The sequence below is a fragment of the Hymenobacter wooponensis genome (genome assembly GCF_004745865.1).
Classification (GTDB): domain Bacteria; phylum Bacteroidota; class Bacteroidia; order Cytophagales; family Hymenobacteraceae; genus Hymenobacter; species Hymenobacter wooponensis.
In genome coordinates this window covers 641,790-655,879 of sequence record NZ_SRKZ01000004.1, presented here as the reverse complement: position 1 = coordinate 655,879, position 14,090 = coordinate 641,790, and the positions used below count along the sequence as shown (strand labels likewise).

Below are 14,090 nucleotides of genomic sequence, written 5' to 3'. Positions count from 1 at the left end.
CTTGTTGCTTTCGGGCTAGGCCACCTAGAAGCGCACCCGCGCAATGGTAAACACCGATACGGGTGGGTTTTGGCTGGCTTGCAGGGCATTTAAGTTCGAGTAGAGTACGTAACTGTCGGCGCCTTCGCGGCGGGCCAGCGTGGTGGGGTACTGCGGCGGCGTAGAAAACGTGCCGGTCACCGTGGCTGCTCCCCAGGCGTTTGTAGTGGTTAGGCGGTACACTTTGGCTTGCGCATTCGTTACCACCTGCAAGGTATTATTGTCCTGGAGTAGCATGCCGTCGGCTCCTTTCAGGTCTTGGCTAATGGCCACTTTAGTGAAGGCAGCCGGGTTATTAAGGGGCACTTTAAAAATAGCTCCCTCATCAGACTTGGCTACCAGCAAGTAGCCATCGGGGTGAAATACAATGCCGTTGAGCCCAAACATGCCCGCGGGTGCGGCTAGTTGCGCATTCTCCAGAAACACGCCGGCCGTACCCTGGGCATCAACCTTGTAAATAATAGGGGAGAAGCTGTCGGTAACGTAGGCGTTGCCCTGGCCATCTACGGCAATATCATTGGCGAAATGATTGAGGGTCGGGCGGAGGCTTCCTAAATCAACAGTGCTTTGGAGTTGGCCGTTGTCGCGGTTGAAGATAGCCAGCCGGGCCAGCTTCCGTAGCGTGGCTGCTGAAGTTCGCTCCTTGTTATAGCCAGGGTCAGATACGGCTACCAGCAGCCGGTTGCGGCTCTCGTCGAGGTTCATTCCGATGGTTGAAACCAAGACTGCATTCTCCGCAAAGGCTGTGTAGGTGCCATCGTCCTTGACCTGGCCTACCGTGCCGGCAGTTTGGGAGCTCACCAGGTAGCGGCTGTTTTTGGCGTCGTACTGCACCCCCTCGGGGTAAAGGTTGGCCTGGGTGAAAGCCACCGTTTCGGGCAGACTCGGGCTAGAATCGTTGTCGTTATCGTCGGAGCAGCTAGTGGCGGAAAACAAAAGGCTGCCACTCAAGGCCAGCAGCAACAGCGCCCGCGTGCGGTGGGGGCGGAATGCAGGGTGGAAAGGAACGCGCATAGGTAAGGAAGGGTGTAGCTAAATAGGCAGTTACTCATACGCTTAGCTCGGCAGCAAGTGCAGCAATGCCCCAGATTTTATACGTCTATTGGGCTGGTATTCAATAGGCTGCTTCTACTCTGATGAGAAGGCCGCCACGCAGTACCAAGATTTTCGGGGGAGGTGGCACGACAGCGTGCTGCTGGGCGCTATCTTGAAGGCGTAAACTTTACTCCCCTATGAACCGCCGAATTTTCCTGCGTAATGGCTCCCTCGCGGGCCTGGCTCTCTCTACCTTTTCCTTTAGCGCCTGCTCCACTGCCCCTGATGAAGGCCAGGCCGCCACGGCTGATGGCACCCCGGAAGGCACCTCCTCCGATACTTTTGAGCTGAATGAGGCCACCGTCCAGGACCTGCAACAGAAAATGAGCAGCGGCACCCTCACGGCTCGCTCTATCGCGGAACTCTACCTCAAGCGTATTGACGCCATCGACAAAGCTGGCCCCAAGCTCAACTCCGTCATTGAGGTAAACCCCGATGCCCTCACCATTGCCGATGCGCTGGACAAGGAGCGTAAAGATGGTAAAGTGCGCGGCCCCCTGCATGGCATCCCCGTGCTCATCAAAGACAATATTGATACCGCCGATAAGCAGCAAACCACCGCGGGCTCCCTGGCCTTGGCCGGGCACAAAGCCGCGCAGGATGCGTTTATTGTGAAGAAACTACGCGAGGCCGGCGCCGTAGTGCTGGGCAAAACCAACCTCAGCGAGTGGGCCAACTTCCGCTCTACGCGCAGCACCAGCGGCTGGAGCAGCAGAGGCGGTCAAACCAAAAACCCCTTCATTCTGGACCGCACGCCCAGCGGCTCCAGCGCCGGCTCGGGAGCTGCTGCTTCTGCCAACCTCTGCGCCCTGGCCATTGGCACCGAAACGGATGGCTCTATTGTGTCGCCGGCCTCGTGCAGTGGCCTAGTGGGCATTAAGCCTACCGTAGGCCTCTGGAGCCGCGCGGGCATCATCCCTATTTCCGCCACCCAGGACACCGCCGGCCCCATGACCCGCACCGTCCACGATGCGGCCATTCTGCTAGGAGCCTTGACTGGTGTAGATGCCGCCGATGCCGTAACCAAGGAAAGCAACGGCAAAACCCAACCCGACTACACCAAATTTCTGGACCCCAACGGCCTTAAAGGCAAGCGCCTGGGCGTAGAAAAAGGCCACCTGAAGGGTTCTTCCGATGCCATTCCGCTGCTGCAAGCTGCCGTAGAACTGCTAAAAGCCCAGGGTGCCAACGTGGTAGAAGTAGAAGTGGAGAAGAACACCGACCCCCTAGGCCAGGCTGAGTACGATGTGCTGCTCTACGAGTTCAAGGATGGGGTAAACAAGTACCTCTCTACGGCCAACGCGCAGGTGAAAACTCTCTCCGACGTTATCAGCTTCAACACCCAGAACAAGGCCAAGGCCATGCCGTTCTTCCAGCAGGAAATTCTGGAAGACTCCAACAAGCTAGAAGGCCTAGAAAGCGCGAAGTACCAAGCGGCCAAACGCAAGTCGCAGACGGGGGCCCGCCAAGCCATCGACAAAGTTATCAGCGACAACAAGCTCGATGCCATCGTGGCCATCACCAACGCCCCGGCCCGCTGCATCGACCTCATTAACGGCGACTCGGGCGGCGGCCCCGGTTTCTCTTCACCCGCGGCCATGGCCGGCTACCCCCACATTACGGTGCCCATGGGCCAAGTGTACGGTTTGCCCGTAGGCCTGTCCTTCGTGGGAGGCGCCTACAAAGAGGCCGAACTGCTGACGGTGGCCTACGCTTACGAGCAAGCCTCAAAGAAGCGCGTGGCCCCGCAGTTTAAAGCGCCCTTTGTGGGGTAGGAGGGATTCATAAGCCTACGAAAGCAAGAGAGCCCGCACATAGTGTGCGGGCTCTCTTGCTTTGGGAAAGCAGCCTTTGTCGACTATTCACCTGTCAGGTAACGCCATGCAACGTATATCTTTACGATTCATCAGCAACGTTTCGATTATGGCCTCTGTAACGCAACTTTCCCAGCTTGACTTGACCCGCCGCTATACCTACGCCGACTATCTAACCTGGCAGTTAACGGATTGGGTAGAACTCATCCGAGGTAAAGTGCGACTGATGAGCCCCGCGCCCAAACGTGCTCATCAGGACATTTCGCGGAATATTAGTACCCCAATAGCTTCCTACCTACGTGGCAAACAATGTCGCACCTATATAGCGCCCTTTGATGTCCGCTTGAGCCGGGCTACACCTAACGGTGACGCCAGCATCGAAACCGTAGTACAGCCCGATATCTGTGTCATCTGCGACCCACAGAAGCTCGATGAGCGAGGCTGTCTCGGCGCCCCCGATTGGATCATTGAAATTCTCTCGCCCGGTAATGTCTCCCGCGACACTAAGGAGAAATTCGACCTTTACGAAGAAGTGGGTGTGCAGGAATATTGGATGGTAACGCCCGAGCAGAAAAACGTGGTAGTATATCTATTGGATGAAGCGGGCAGCTACCAACTGCGCGGCGAATTTTATACGCCCGGCTTGATTCCGGTGGCTACCCTGCCGGAACTGCAAATTGAGTGGACGGAGGTGTTTGAGGGGGTATAGAGGGCTATACTACAAGTCTGTCTCACTACTACAGTTCATATGGTTCCTCCAGCCTCTTTTCTCAATTGATCGGACATTTTCAGCGTCTTTAAGCTGAATCAGATAGTCAGAAAGCAGCGCTAACTCAGAGTCGTATGATTGCCCTTTGTACTCTTTAGGATAAATGGCATTGCCAAAATTCCGTTTGGATTTGGCCGGAGTATCATCAACTATCAGCACCTTATTCAAATCATAACCGTGCCGTCGTAGCTTCTTTAGCACCTTAACGTAGTCGTAATGACTGTGATAATTGGTGTGCCCTGACTCCTCGAAAGCAGCGTTGTGGAAGCAATAGGTACAGCGGCTCCTGCCCCAAACAAAATCGAGGGGTATAGACGCGGGAACAATCTGTTTGGTCACTTCAGCTACATAATCGTCGGAGGCGGACGACCATATTGCGAGCCTGAAATGCCTACTGCAACTAGTCAGAAATTCTTTTAAATGCGGCCGTTTGTAGATATGATAGTCGAATAGGCGAAAATCAGCTGGTCGGTCAAGCTCCGTGCTCGATGCGTGAATTAGCGTCTCATCTAAATCAAGTATAAGAAGCAGCTTATCTTTTTTGTCTATACTATACATATACAACAGTTGTGTTAACTTCTGATCCAGCTTCAACAAGATAGATCGTACCTTTGCGGCTTCATAGCTCGCAAAGTAGGATGATTTCCATTACTGACCTCGACTTTCATTTCGGCTCCCGTACGCTCTACGACAAGGCCAACCTGCATATTAAGCCCAAGGATAAGATTGGCCTCATTGGGCTGAATGGCCGGGGCAAATCTACGCTGCTGCGCATTCTGGTGGGGGAGTACAAGCCCGACGGCGGCAGCATCTCCATGAGCAAAGATGTGAGCCTGGGTTTCCTGAACCAGGATTTGCTTTCTTATGATTCTCACGAGCCCATTCTGGTGGTGGCCATGCAGGCTTTCGGAGAGGCGCTAGAGATTCAGAAGAAGATTGACGAGGTGTTGCTGGAGTTCGAGACCAACTACACCGACGACCTGGTGGAGAAGCTGGCCGATCTGCAGGAGCGCTTTGAGGCGCTGGGCGGCTACACCATGCAGGCCCGTACCGAAGAAATTCTGGAAGGCCTAGGCTTTACCACTGAGGAGCTGCAGCGCCCCCTGAAGCTGTTCTCGGGTGGCTGGCGCATGCGCGTGATGCTGGCTAAGATTCTGCTTCAGCAACCCTCGCTCCTCCTCCTCGACGAACCAACCAACCACTTGGACTTGCCCTCCATTAAGTGGATTGAAAACTACCTGGCCGGCTACGAAGGTGCCGTAATTATTGTATCGCACGACCGGGAGTTCCTGGACCGCACCACCAACACCACCGTGGAGGTAACGGGCGGTAAGCTGGTGCCCTACGCCGGTAACTACAGCTTCTACCTCGAAGAGAAAGAGGAGCGCAACGCCATTCAGAAAGGTGCTTTCGAAAACCAGCAGGCCCAGATTCGGCAGGCTGAGCGTTTCATTGAGCGCTTTAAGGCCAAGGCTTCTAAAGCCAAGCAGGCCCAAAGCCGCGTAAAGGCCCTGGATAAGCTGGAGCGCATTGAAGACGTAGCCGCCGACGACGCCAAGGTGAACATCAAGTTTAACTTCACCGTGACGCCGGGCCGCCACATTCTGCGCATGGAACACGTGGGCAAGAAGTACGGCGAGAAACTTATCTTCCGCGATACTCACGTGCACATTGAGCGCGGCGACAAAATCGCCCTCATTGGTGCCAACGGTAAGGGTAAGTCTACGCTAATGCGTTTGGTGGCGGGTACCGAAGCGCCTACTTCGGGAAATCACCAGCTAGGCCACAACGTCATCATGTCGTTCTACGCCCAGCACCAGCTGGAAAGCCTGCGCATTGAGAACGAGATTCTGCAGGAAATGGTAGAGGCCGGCTCAAAGCGCACCGAAATGGAATTACGCACGGTGCTAGGCTCCTTCCTGTTCACCGGCGACGAGGTGTATAAGAAGATCAAGGTGCTTTCTGGGGGCGAGAAAAGCCGCGTGGCCCTGGCCAAAACCCTGATTTCGGAAGCCAACTTCCTGCTCCTCGACGAACCGACCAACCACTTGGACATGCAGTCGGTGAACATTCTGATTCAGGCCTTGGATCAGTATCAGGGAACCTACATCGTGATTAGCCACGACCGTTTTTTCGTGGAGAATGTGGCCAACAAGATCTGGTATATCGAGGACTACCAGCTGAAGGAGTACCCCGGCACCTACGCCGAGTACGAGCAGTGGCAGGAAGACCGCGAGAAAAACGCCAAGAAAGCAGGCCTCCCATCGCCGTCGGCCCCTAAGCCGCTGCCCAAAACCGAGCCGGTTAAGACTACCAGCGGCCCGAGCAGCTCCAAGCAAAAGAAGGAGCTGGAGGAGGTAGAAGCTCGTATTGGGACCCTGGAAAAGGAGCTAGCCCAGTACGAGGCGCAACTTGCCGACCCAGCCACTTACAACAATACCGCTCAACTGAAAGACGCCACTATCAAATTTGAGCAAGTGAAGAAGGAGTTAGCCCAGCTCAACGACCGTTGGGAAATGCTAGCTGAGATGTAAACCTCAGTTTCTGGTTACACAAAACTCCCCGCTCAGAGGCAATTTGCTTCGGGCGGGGAGTTTTGTTTTTGTGTAAACCGGCCATAGCCTAGTAGGCTAGGCTTTGATGACGAAGGCTTTCAACTCGGCCATTTTACCGTCGCGAAATCGCCATACGTCGCAGTACAGATGGCTGGCCGTCTCCCCGTTGTCGTCCTTCAAGTCGATTTTGCCGATAGCGGTAACGAAGTCATCTTCCGCAATCAAGTGCTCCACCATGAACTTGGGGGGCTCCACGTAAGCGGTTGCCATCCATTGTCGAACAGCTTCCTTCCCGTCTAGAGTTATATCGCCCACAAATACCCATTTGGTATCTTCGGTGCAGTGAGACAGGAAACCCTCATTGTTGCCGGACATAATAGCCGCATTTGCCTTCTCTAAAATTGCTTTGTTGGTTTCAGCCATTTCTATGAATGCAATTCGTTGATGTGTAAGCCAGATAAGTCAACTTCTGCGTCCATTACATCACTAGGGAAAAGGCAAGCAGAAGCAGAACACAGTTTAAACCGGTAGGGAGGCCTGTTTAGGTTTACGGTAACAGAGTTAGCCGCCTAAGGGCCAATACTGGCCTAGGGCTGCCTTAGTGTTTGACTATACGCGCTGGGTTACGCAAGGGTAGTAGTGTGGTAAGTGTAGCCTAGGTAACCATCGCGGCGTACATTCGCAGTATGCGCCTACTTCCTTTCTTCCCACTCCTGCTTCTCGCTGCTGCCTGCGTGCCTCTGGGTACGCCCATCACCGACCCCAACGCCGCCCGTAGGCCAGCTACGCCAGGGCAGAAGGCAAATACCGAGTACTACGCCGACAAGACCCTGCGCTACGAGGATGCCATCTACGACCCTAACGTGCGGACGGTGCTGTGCTACGTGCCCACGGGGCAGGTGAATGAGGTGTTTAATCCGCCGGTGATTTCGCTAGGCCAGGGGCAGCCGGTGACATTGGAGTTCGACGTGCTGGGCAGTCAGGGCGGCCGCCTCACGGCCAAGCTGGTGCACTGCGATATAAACTGGCAGCCCTCGGTGCTCACTGATACGCAATTCCTCAGCGAAATCAACGAGCAGAATATCACCGACTACCGCGTTTCTAACACCACTAAAGTGCCCTACTATCACTACCGGCTGCAAATGCCGCGGGTGAAGCTGTCTGGCAATTACCTCTGGGTGGTTACCAGCCCCGGGGGTACGCCACTCATCTCGCGCCGGATCTTAGTGTATGATGAGGGCGGCGTGCAGGTATTCCTGAAGCAGGGCATTCCGGTGGCGGGGCAGGAGCGCTACACCTTGCAGCAGCTTGATTTCGGGATTCGCTACAACATGCAGATCATCAATCCCTCGCAGGAAGTGAAGGTGGTGCTGCGCCAGAACTACCGCTGGGACAATGCCAAGTACAACCTGCGCCCCACGTTTGTGCGGGAGGCAGAGCGCCAACTCGACTACCAGTATTTCAACTTCGAAAATACTTTCCCCGGCCTGAGCGAGTTCCGCTTCTTCGACCTACGAACGTTCCGCTCGCAAGGTGTGGGCGTGGCGCATATAGATCCGAACACGACCCCGCGCACGGCGGAGCTGCTGCCCGAAACCACCCGCAACGGCCAGCGCTACTCTCAGTACGACGACATTAACGGCCAGCGCGTAATTGAGAGCCGCGAGTTCGGCAACGGCGCCACCAACGGCGACTACCTTAACGTAGGATTTCACCTACGGGCTGAGCAACCTGCGCCGGGCCCGGTGTACGTGCTAGGGGCCCTCACCGATTGGCAGTACAAGGATGAGTTCAAACTCACGTATGATGCCGAAGCGCAGGAATACACGGGCCACGCGCTGCTTAAACAGGGCTACTACAACTACATCTACGCCGTGCAAACTGCCCAAGGGCCCAACAGCGTGTACTGGGAGGGAAGCCACCAAGAAACGGAAAACCGCTACGACCTGCTGGTGTACTATCGCCCACCCGGCACCCGCACCGATTTGCTTATTGGCTACCAGATGGTAGACGTAAATAGCCGCCAGCCCTAGGCCTATTCATACAAAGCGGCTGCCTACTCAGGCAGCCGCTTTGTTTATGAACTAGTGTTTTGGGCCGAAGACTAAGGCTTAGCGAGCTGCACGGCAGTTTTAAGCGAGATAGGGGCGCCCGTCTGCGACCCGCCTCCGGTCCGGCCCCCGCTGCCCCCTCGCATACCACCTCCGCCGCGCATACCGCTGCTATTTCCGCCCATGCCGCCGCTGCGCATGCCGCCACCACGCATGCCCCCTCCGTTCATACCGCCGCTACTGCCACCTGGGGCGGTCCATTTGGTGCCCGCCAGAGTCAGGCCTACCACGGCTTTTTGGCCGCTGGCAAGGTTGGGTAGCTTACGGTAGAGCAGGCGCATGGGTACCATAAGCTCGTAGACTAGCGTACCCTCTGGGTTGAACGCGGCGGCTACGTGTACCCCCAACTGCGACTGCGCATCGGTAAGGGTGGGCTCCCGGTTGCCTTTGTAATTGAGCAGCTCCATCTCCGTCATACTGGCCAGTGCCTGGCCTAGGCGAGCTTGGCGGTCGGAGGGAGTAGGCGCGGCTGCGGGGCGGGTGCCCGGCATGGCCATCATTCTGCCCATGCCACCACCCAGGGGATAGTGCACGCCAAACTGCTGCTGATTGCGTCCAGTAGTGTCGAGCCATACTGTAAGCCCCTGCAGGATAATCTTGGCCTGGGTAGCTGGGTCGGCTACCCGCAGGCGCACGTACACGGCGCGGGCATCATTCAGCACTTGGTATTGCAGCTTGCTAGCGGAGGTATACTGCAGGGAGTCGGTCCACTCCGAGGCGCGGCCGTCAATAGTGGGTGGCGAGGCCACAAAGCGGCTGGGGTTATCGGCGGTAGGCTGCCGGCTGCAGGCGGCTCCTAGCACAAGCAAAGACCCGAAACTGAGCCACACACGGCGAACTGACATACTGAAAAGAATAAGCTGAGGAGAAATTCAGGCGCAATAGACTGGCCTAGCAGGTGTGAGTTGAATGAAGGCTGCTGGTCAGAATTTGCGCTCAGCTCAGTCAATAGCCTAGAGGTTGCGTAAGCCCGAGAACACGCACGCCTCTGCTTTCCCCCAATGCCGCATTATAATCTAGCCTTGGTCGTGCTGGGCATCGCCATTCTGGGCGTCGCCTGGCTGCCATCCTTGTTGAAGAAGTTTCCGCTATCATACCCTATTCTGTTCGTTGGTCTTGGGGCACTGGTGTACTGGCTCCCCTTGGAGCTACCTAGCCCCGACCCAGTTGAGCACACGGGCTTCGTGATGCACCTTACGGAGCTGTGCGTCACGGTGGCCCTGACGGGTACCGGTCTGAAGATTGACCGCAAGTTCTCACTCGTGCGCTGGCGGATTCCGCTGCTGTTAGTGCTGGTGCTTATGATTATCGTCATTGCCGTGTTTGCGGCCGTGTCGTGGCGCGTGGCCGGAATGCTGCCGGCATCGGCGTTGCTACTGGCGGCGGTACTGGCCCCCACCGACCCCGTACTGGCCGGCGATGTGCAAGTGGGCAACCCCGGCGAGGGCCGCGAAGACAACGTGCGCTTTGCCCTCACCGGTGAAGCGGGCCTCAACGATGGCCTAGCCTTTCCTTTCGTGCACTTGGCGCTCGTATTGGTGCCCGTCGTGGCGCTGCCGCTCGCCGACCGCCTGCTGGACTGGGCCTGGATGGACGTGCTCTATCGCATAGCCATGGGCATTGCGGCGGGTTGGCTTGCCGGGCGCAGCCTCTCGTTTCTGATTTTTGATTTGCCTCACCGGGTGAGCATCAACCCAGAGGCCTACGGGTTTGTGGCCCTGGCCGTCACGCTCACGGCGTACGGCGTAACGGAATTGTTGCACGGCTATGGCTTCTTGGCAGTTTTTGTAGCTGCCGTTACGCTGCGCCGCCACGAGCGCAGCCACGAGTACCACACCGAGATGCACGAGTTTACCGATCAGCTGGAGCGCCTGCTGATTGTGATAATTCTGATTCTGTTTGGTGGTGCGCTGGTGCGCGGGTTGCTAGAGCCTCTGACCTGGACGGGGGTAGCGCTAGGCCTATTCTTGGTGCTCGTGCTCCGGCCCTTCGCAGCCCTGCTCACGTTGTCGGGCAGCCGTACCAGTTGGCCCGAGCGACTAGCTATTTCCTTGTTTGGCATCCGGGGGATTGGCTCGTTCTTTTACCTGGCCTACGCCCTCAACGAGCATCACTTTACAGATGGCCGGGAGTTATGGGCAATAACAGGCTTCACCGTGCTTTTTTCTATTGTGCTGCACGGCACCCTGGCTACCCCAGTCATGAACTGGGTAGACCGCTACCATGGTCGGCTCACGCCAGTAGAAGAACAGGAACAGGAAGCGCAGAGTAAGGCCGAAAAAGAATAGGAAACATGGCCTAAAGGTCGCGAGCGAGTGGTACTTGTTAGGTGTAGGAAGCTATTATGGCACGCCTTTCGCCTTAAGAATTGTATTCCGCCGTAACCTTCAGGCTGATGAGCTGCGTTGCAGGCTTATTGCACCTATAGTAAAACTCCTAGCTCTCTCCCATGAAACCCACTCTCTCCCTTTCCGCTTCTGCGCGTGCTGGCGCCATGCTGGTGCTACTGTTGCCCCTTGGCGGCTCTGTGCCCGCGGGGCCTACTCCTGCATCCCGGCCGGCTCTGCCCGTCCAAGGAGCGCAGCCCGACCCTTCCGTTATTGCGCAATTTGGCCTACTCGACAACGCCAAGCTTCAAAGCTATATTGATAGCAAGGGCATGCAGATGGGCCGAATCTCAGACCGGCCAGCCGACGTGAAGGGCTTCACTATTGTTGACTCGCCCATTATCAATGCCTTCGCCACCCCCGACGGGCACGTGTACTTCACGCGTGGCATTATGGCTCACTTCAATAATGAAGCGCAGTTCAGCGGCGTACTGGGGCACGAAATCGGACACATTACGGCCCGCCACGGACAGAAGCAGCAGACGCGCTCCACTATTGCGGGCATCGGGCTGATTCTGGGCTCCGTTATTGCCCCGCGCGTGATGCAGTCGGTGGGGGGCGCGGTGCAGCAAGGGGTAGGCCTAGGCCTGCTCAAGTACGGCCGCGACGCCGAAAACGAGGCGGACAACCTGGGCGTGAAGTACTCCAGCAAAATTGGCTACGACCCGGCCTCCATGGCCGATTTCTTTCTCACTCTGCAGCGCACTGAGCAAAGCAGCGGGGCCGACCCCGTGCCTACGTTCTTGTCTACTCACCCCAACTCCGCCGACCGCTACACCCGGGTGAAGAAGCTGGCCGTTACGGCCGAGCAGCAGGCTGGCCGTCAACTGGCCGTCAACCGCGACCAATACCTGCGCATGATTGAAGGCTTGCCCTACGGCGACAACCCCCGGGAAGGCTACGTGGAAAACAGCGTGTTCTATCACCCTGATTTAAAATTCCAATTTCCAATACCTCAGGGCTGGAAGTCGCAGAACTCGCCCAGCCAGTTCCAGATGGCGGAGCCCAACGGCAAAGCCGTGATGATCCTGTTGCCCGCCGGCAATAAGTCGCTGGATGAAACGGCCCAGGCCTTGGCGCAACAGCTAAAGCTGCAGAACGCCCAGGCCCAGAAAACTACCGTGAACAGCTTTCCGGCTGTAGTCATTCAGGGCGACCAAGTAGGCCAAGATCAGCAAACTGGTCAGCAGGGCGTGACGGCCAGCACGCTTTCCTATGTTATTCAGGATGGCCAGACGCTTTACGCTCTCGTAGGCCTCTGCGGCCCCGGCACCCTGAATACCTACGGTGGCACCTTCCAGAATGTAGCCCAAGGCTTCCGCCGCCTCACTGATGCCAGCAAGATCAACCGTCAGCCGGAGCGCGTCCGCATCAAAACAGCTAAAGGCGGACAAACGCTTGCCTCGGCGCTTGCTGCCAATGGTGTTTCCTCGAAACGTTATGAAGAAATGGCCATCCTCAACGGTATGAAAACCACCGATAGACTGACCGCTGGTCAGCTATTCAAGGTGGTAGGGAAGTAGCCCGTAGGTATCTGCGAATAATCGAAAGCTAGACCTCAGTTCTTGTGAGGTCTAGCTTTTTTGTGAATATGTTCCGCGAGAAGTAGAGTACTTGTGTTTGAGCAATACCAAAAACGCCCCGGCCGCATGATTCGGCCGGGGCGTTTTAAGTTAAAGACTGCTATGGAAGTGGCCTAGGCCTTCTTTATGAACTCGGTTTTGATAACCAGCACGCTACCTCCAGCCTTGCCTTCAATCTCGGCAGGGCTGTTGGTGAGGCGGATGTTCTTGACCACAGTACCGCGCTTGAGCGCCTGCGCCATGCCTTTCACCTTCAGATCTTTGTTGATGGTAACCGAGTCGCCCTCGTTGAGCAGGTTACCGTTGCTGTCTTTTACGTCCATGGGTGCGTATGCTGTAAGCAGGTTTCAGAACCAATCAGCTTAATTCGAAAATTCCCTGACTAGACGTTGAAGCGGAAGTGCATGATGTCGCCGTCCTGCACCACGTAGTCTTTGCCTTCCACGGCCATTTTACCGGCTTCCTTGATCTTTACCTCGGTCTTGTACTCCTGGTAGTCGGCCAGCTTAATTACCTCAGCCCGGATGAAGCCCTTCTCGAAGTCGGAGTGGATAACACCAGCGGCAGCGGGGGCTTTGTCGCCCTTGTGGATGGTCCAGGCGCGTACTTCCTGTACGCCCGCCGTGAAGTAGGTAATCAGGTTGAGCAGGGAGTAAGAGGCGCGGATCAGGCGGTTCAGGCCCGACTCCTTGAGGCCATATTCAGCCAGGAACATCTCTTTTTCCTCGGGGTCTTCCATCTCGGCAATCTGCGACTCAATGGCGGCCGATACCAGCACTACCTCGGCGCCTTCCTGAGCCACGTGGGCCTGTAGGGCCTGGGTGTGGGCGTTGCCGGTGGTGGCGCTGGCCTCATCTACGTTAGCCACGTAAATAACCGGCTTGATGGTGAGCAGCTGCAGATCAGCCACGGCTTCCAGCTCCTCAGGGGTGGCTTCCACGGCACGGGCGTTCTGGCCGCCTTCGAGGGCAGCTTTGAACTTTTGCAGGGCTGCAACTTCCTTCTTAGCCTGGGCATCGCCGCCCTTAGCCGAGCGCTCCGACTTGGCCAGCTTCTTATCGATGCTCTCCAGGTCTTTGATTTGCAGTTCCGTGTCGATTACGTCTTTGTCGAAGACGGGGTCAACGCCGCCAGCTACGTGCACGATGTTGGGGTCGTCGAAGCAACGGGTCACGTGGATGATGGCATCTACCTCACGGATGTTGGCCAGGAATTTATTGCCAAGGCCTTCGCCCTTGCTCGCACCTTTCACCAGGCCAGCAATGTCCACGAACTCAATAATGGTGGGCAGCACCCGCTTGGGGTTCACCAGCTGCTCCAGAATCTGAAGGCGCTCATCGGGCACGGTAATTACGCCCACGTTCGGCTCAATGGTGCAGAACGGGTAGTTGGCCGACTCGGCCTTGGCATTAGAAAGAGCGTTGAACAGCGTGGATTTGCCGACGTTAGGCAGGCCGACGATACCGCAGCGGAGACCCATATAGGAGGTGATTGAGTGACTAAGAGAATGAGTGAATGAGGTCTAAGGCCGCCATTCGTGCCGCAAAGGTACGGGGCTTTTTTGGGGAAAGCACGGCCTGAACTGGCCTAGCACATAAGAGCTACTCCTTAGCTTACTGAACAGGGCCATAGCCGGGAGGGCTACGTTTTACTGGTGCTGGCCTAGCAAGTACGTTGCGAGGGGCATACCCGTACCCCAACGCATCAGTATAAGCGCAGTAACTGGCCTATATTTAC

At 56.5% G+C, this 14,090-nt stretch carries 12 protein-coding genes; 6 read left to right on the top strand and 6 right to left on the bottom strand.

The annotated features are described in order from the left end of the window. Positions 1–24 precede the first annotated feature (24 nt). The gene (locus EU557_RS16400; RefSeq protein ID WP_135531536.1) at positions 25–1,053 is read right to left on the bottom strand and encodes an SMP-30/gluconolactonase/LRE family protein; all 1,029 of its coding nucleotides are present in this window, start codon (positions 1,051–1,053) and stop codon (positions 25–27) included. A 218-nt stretch (positions 1,054–1,271) separates the two neighbouring features. Here EU557_RS16400 and EU557_RS16395 point away from each other — a divergent pair, with 218 nt between their 5' ends. Further along, positions 1,272–2,909, top strand: coding sequence for an amidase (locus EU557_RS16395; protein WP_135531535.1), 1,638 nt, complete (start codon positions 1,272–1,274; stop codon positions 2,907–2,909). A 106-nt stretch (positions 2,910–3,015) separates the two neighbouring features. Continuing rightward, positions 3,016–3,657 carry a Uma2 family endonuclease gene (locus EU557_RS16390; protein ID WP_245326295.1) on the top strand — a complete coding sequence of 214 codons (642 nt, stop codon included), beginning with the start codon at positions 3,016–3,018 and terminating at the stop codon, positions 3,655–3,657. A 9-nt stretch (positions 3,658–3,666) separates the two neighbouring features. Here the strand turns inward: EU557_RS16390 and EU557_RS16385 are convergent, their stop codons facing one another. Further along, positions 3,667–4,275: an HAD family hydrolase gene (locus tag EU557_RS16385; protein ID WP_135531534.1), complete on the bottom strand. Its 609-nt coding sequence runs from the start codon at positions 4,273–4,275 to the stop codon at positions 3,667–3,669. An 80-nt stretch (positions 4,276–4,355) separates the two neighbouring features. Here EU557_RS16385 and abc-f point away from each other — a divergent pair, with 80 nt between their 5' ends. Next, positions 4,356–6,251 (top strand): ribosomal protection-like ABC-F family protein, encoded by a 1,896-nt coding sequence (gene abc-f, locus EU557_RS16380; RefSeq protein ID WP_135531533.1) that lies wholly within the window; start codon positions 4,356–4,358, stop codon positions 6,249–6,251. Between the two features lie 96 nt (positions 6,252–6,347). Here the strand turns inward: abc-f and EU557_RS16375 are convergent, their stop codons facing one another. Beyond that, positions 6,348–6,695 (bottom strand): nuclear transport factor 2 family protein, encoded by a 348-nt coding sequence (locus tag EU557_RS16375; RefSeq protein WP_135531532.1) that lies wholly within the window; start codon positions 6,693–6,695, stop codon positions 6,348–6,350. A gap of 263 nt (positions 6,696–6,958) precedes the next feature. On the opposite strand from EU557_RS16375, the gene EU557_RS16370 reads away from it, so the two are divergent. Beyond that, positions 6,959–8,305, top strand: a complete 1,347-nt coding sequence (locus EU557_RS16370) for a type IX secretion system plug protein (RefSeq protein WP_135531531.1) — start codon at positions 6,959–6,961, stop codon at positions 8,303–8,305. 71 nt (positions 8,306–8,376) lie between these two features. Here the strand turns inward: EU557_RS16370 and EU557_RS16365 are convergent, their stop codons facing one another. Continuing rightward, a complete protein-coding gene (locus EU557_RS16365; protein ID WP_135531530.1) occupies positions 8,377–9,228 on the bottom strand; it encodes a hypothetical protein in 852 nt (283 codons plus the stop codon). A 156-nt stretch (positions 9,229–9,384) separates the two neighbouring features. Between EU557_RS16365 and EU557_RS16360 the strand changes: the two genes are divergently transcribed. Next, positions 9,385–10,671: a cation:proton antiporter gene (locus EU557_RS16360; protein ID WP_135531529.1), complete on the top strand. Its 1,287-nt coding sequence runs from the start codon at positions 9,385–9,387 to the stop codon at positions 10,669–10,671. 161 nt (positions 10,672–10,832) lie between these two features. Beyond that, a complete protein-coding gene (locus EU557_RS16355; RefSeq protein WP_135531528.1) occupies positions 10,833–12,293 on the top strand; it encodes a M48 family metalloprotease in 1,461 nt (486 codons plus the stop codon). 173 nt (positions 12,294–12,466) lie between these two features. On the opposite strand, the gene EU557_RS16350 is transcribed toward EU557_RS16355, so the two are convergent. Together EU557_RS16350 and ychF are read right to left on the bottom strand one after the other, a co-directional pair. After that, positions 12,467–12,676 (bottom strand): alkylphosphonate utilization protein, encoded by a 210-nt coding sequence (locus EU557_RS16350; RefSeq protein WP_135531527.1) that lies wholly within the window; start codon positions 12,674–12,676, stop codon positions 12,467–12,469. Positions 12,677–12,735: 59 nt separating this feature from the next. Beyond that, a complete protein-coding gene (gene ychF, locus EU557_RS16345; protein WP_135531526.1) occupies positions 12,736–13,833 on the bottom strand; it encodes a redox-regulated ATPase YchF in 1,098 nt (365 codons plus the stop codon). Positions 13,834–14,090: the final 257 nt, after the last annotated feature.

What these genes read in the sequence shown, in the direction of transcription:
- EU557_RS16400 (WP_135531536.1), bottom strand. Translation starts at nt 1,053, where the DNA reads ATGCGCGTTCCTTTCCACCCTGCATTCCGCCCCCACCGCACGCGGGCG.
- EU557_RS16395 (WP_135531535.1), top strand. Translation starts at nt 1,272, where the DNA reads ATGAACCGCCGAATTTTCCTGCGTAATGGCTCCCTCGCGGGCCTGGCT.
- EU557_RS16390 (WP_245326295.1), top strand. Translation starts at nt 3,016, where the DNA reads ATGCAACGTATATCTTTACGATTCATCAGCAACGTTTCGATTATGGCC.
- EU557_RS16385 (WP_135531534.1), bottom strand. Translation starts at nt 4,275, where the DNA reads ATGTATAGTATAGACAAAAAAGATAAGCTGCTTCTTATACTTGATTTA.
- abc-f (WP_135531533.1), top strand. Translation starts at nt 4,356, where the DNA reads ATGATTTCCATTACTGACCTCGACTTTCATTTCGGCTCCCGTACGCTC.
- EU557_RS16375 (WP_135531532.1), bottom strand. Translation starts at nt 6,695, where the DNA reads ATGGCTGAAACCAACAAAGCAATTTTAGAGAAGGCAAATGCGGCTATT.
- EU557_RS16370 (WP_135531531.1), top strand. Translation starts at nt 6,959, where the DNA reads ATGCGCCTACTTCCTTTCTTCCCACTCCTGCTTCTCGCTGCTGCCTGC.
- EU557_RS16365 (WP_135531530.1), bottom strand. Translation starts at nt 9,228, where the DNA reads ATGTCAGTTCGCCGTGTGTGGCTCAGTTTCGGGTCTTTGCTTGTGCTA.
- EU557_RS16360 (WP_135531529.1), top strand. Translation starts at nt 9,385, where the DNA reads ATGCCGCATTATAATCTAGCCTTGGTCGTGCTGGGCATCGCCATTCTG.
- EU557_RS16355 (WP_135531528.1), top strand. Translation starts at nt 10,833, where the DNA reads ATGAAACCCACTCTCTCCCTTTCCGCTTCTGCGCGTGCTGGCGCCATG.
- EU557_RS16350 (WP_135531527.1), bottom strand. Translation starts at nt 12,676, where the DNA reads ATGGACGTAAAAGACAGCAACGGTAACCTGCTCAACGAGGGCGACTCG.
- ychF (WP_135531526.1), bottom strand. Translation starts at nt 13,833, where the DNA reads ATGGGTCTCCGCTGCGGTATCGTCGGCCTGCCTAACGTCGGCAAATCC.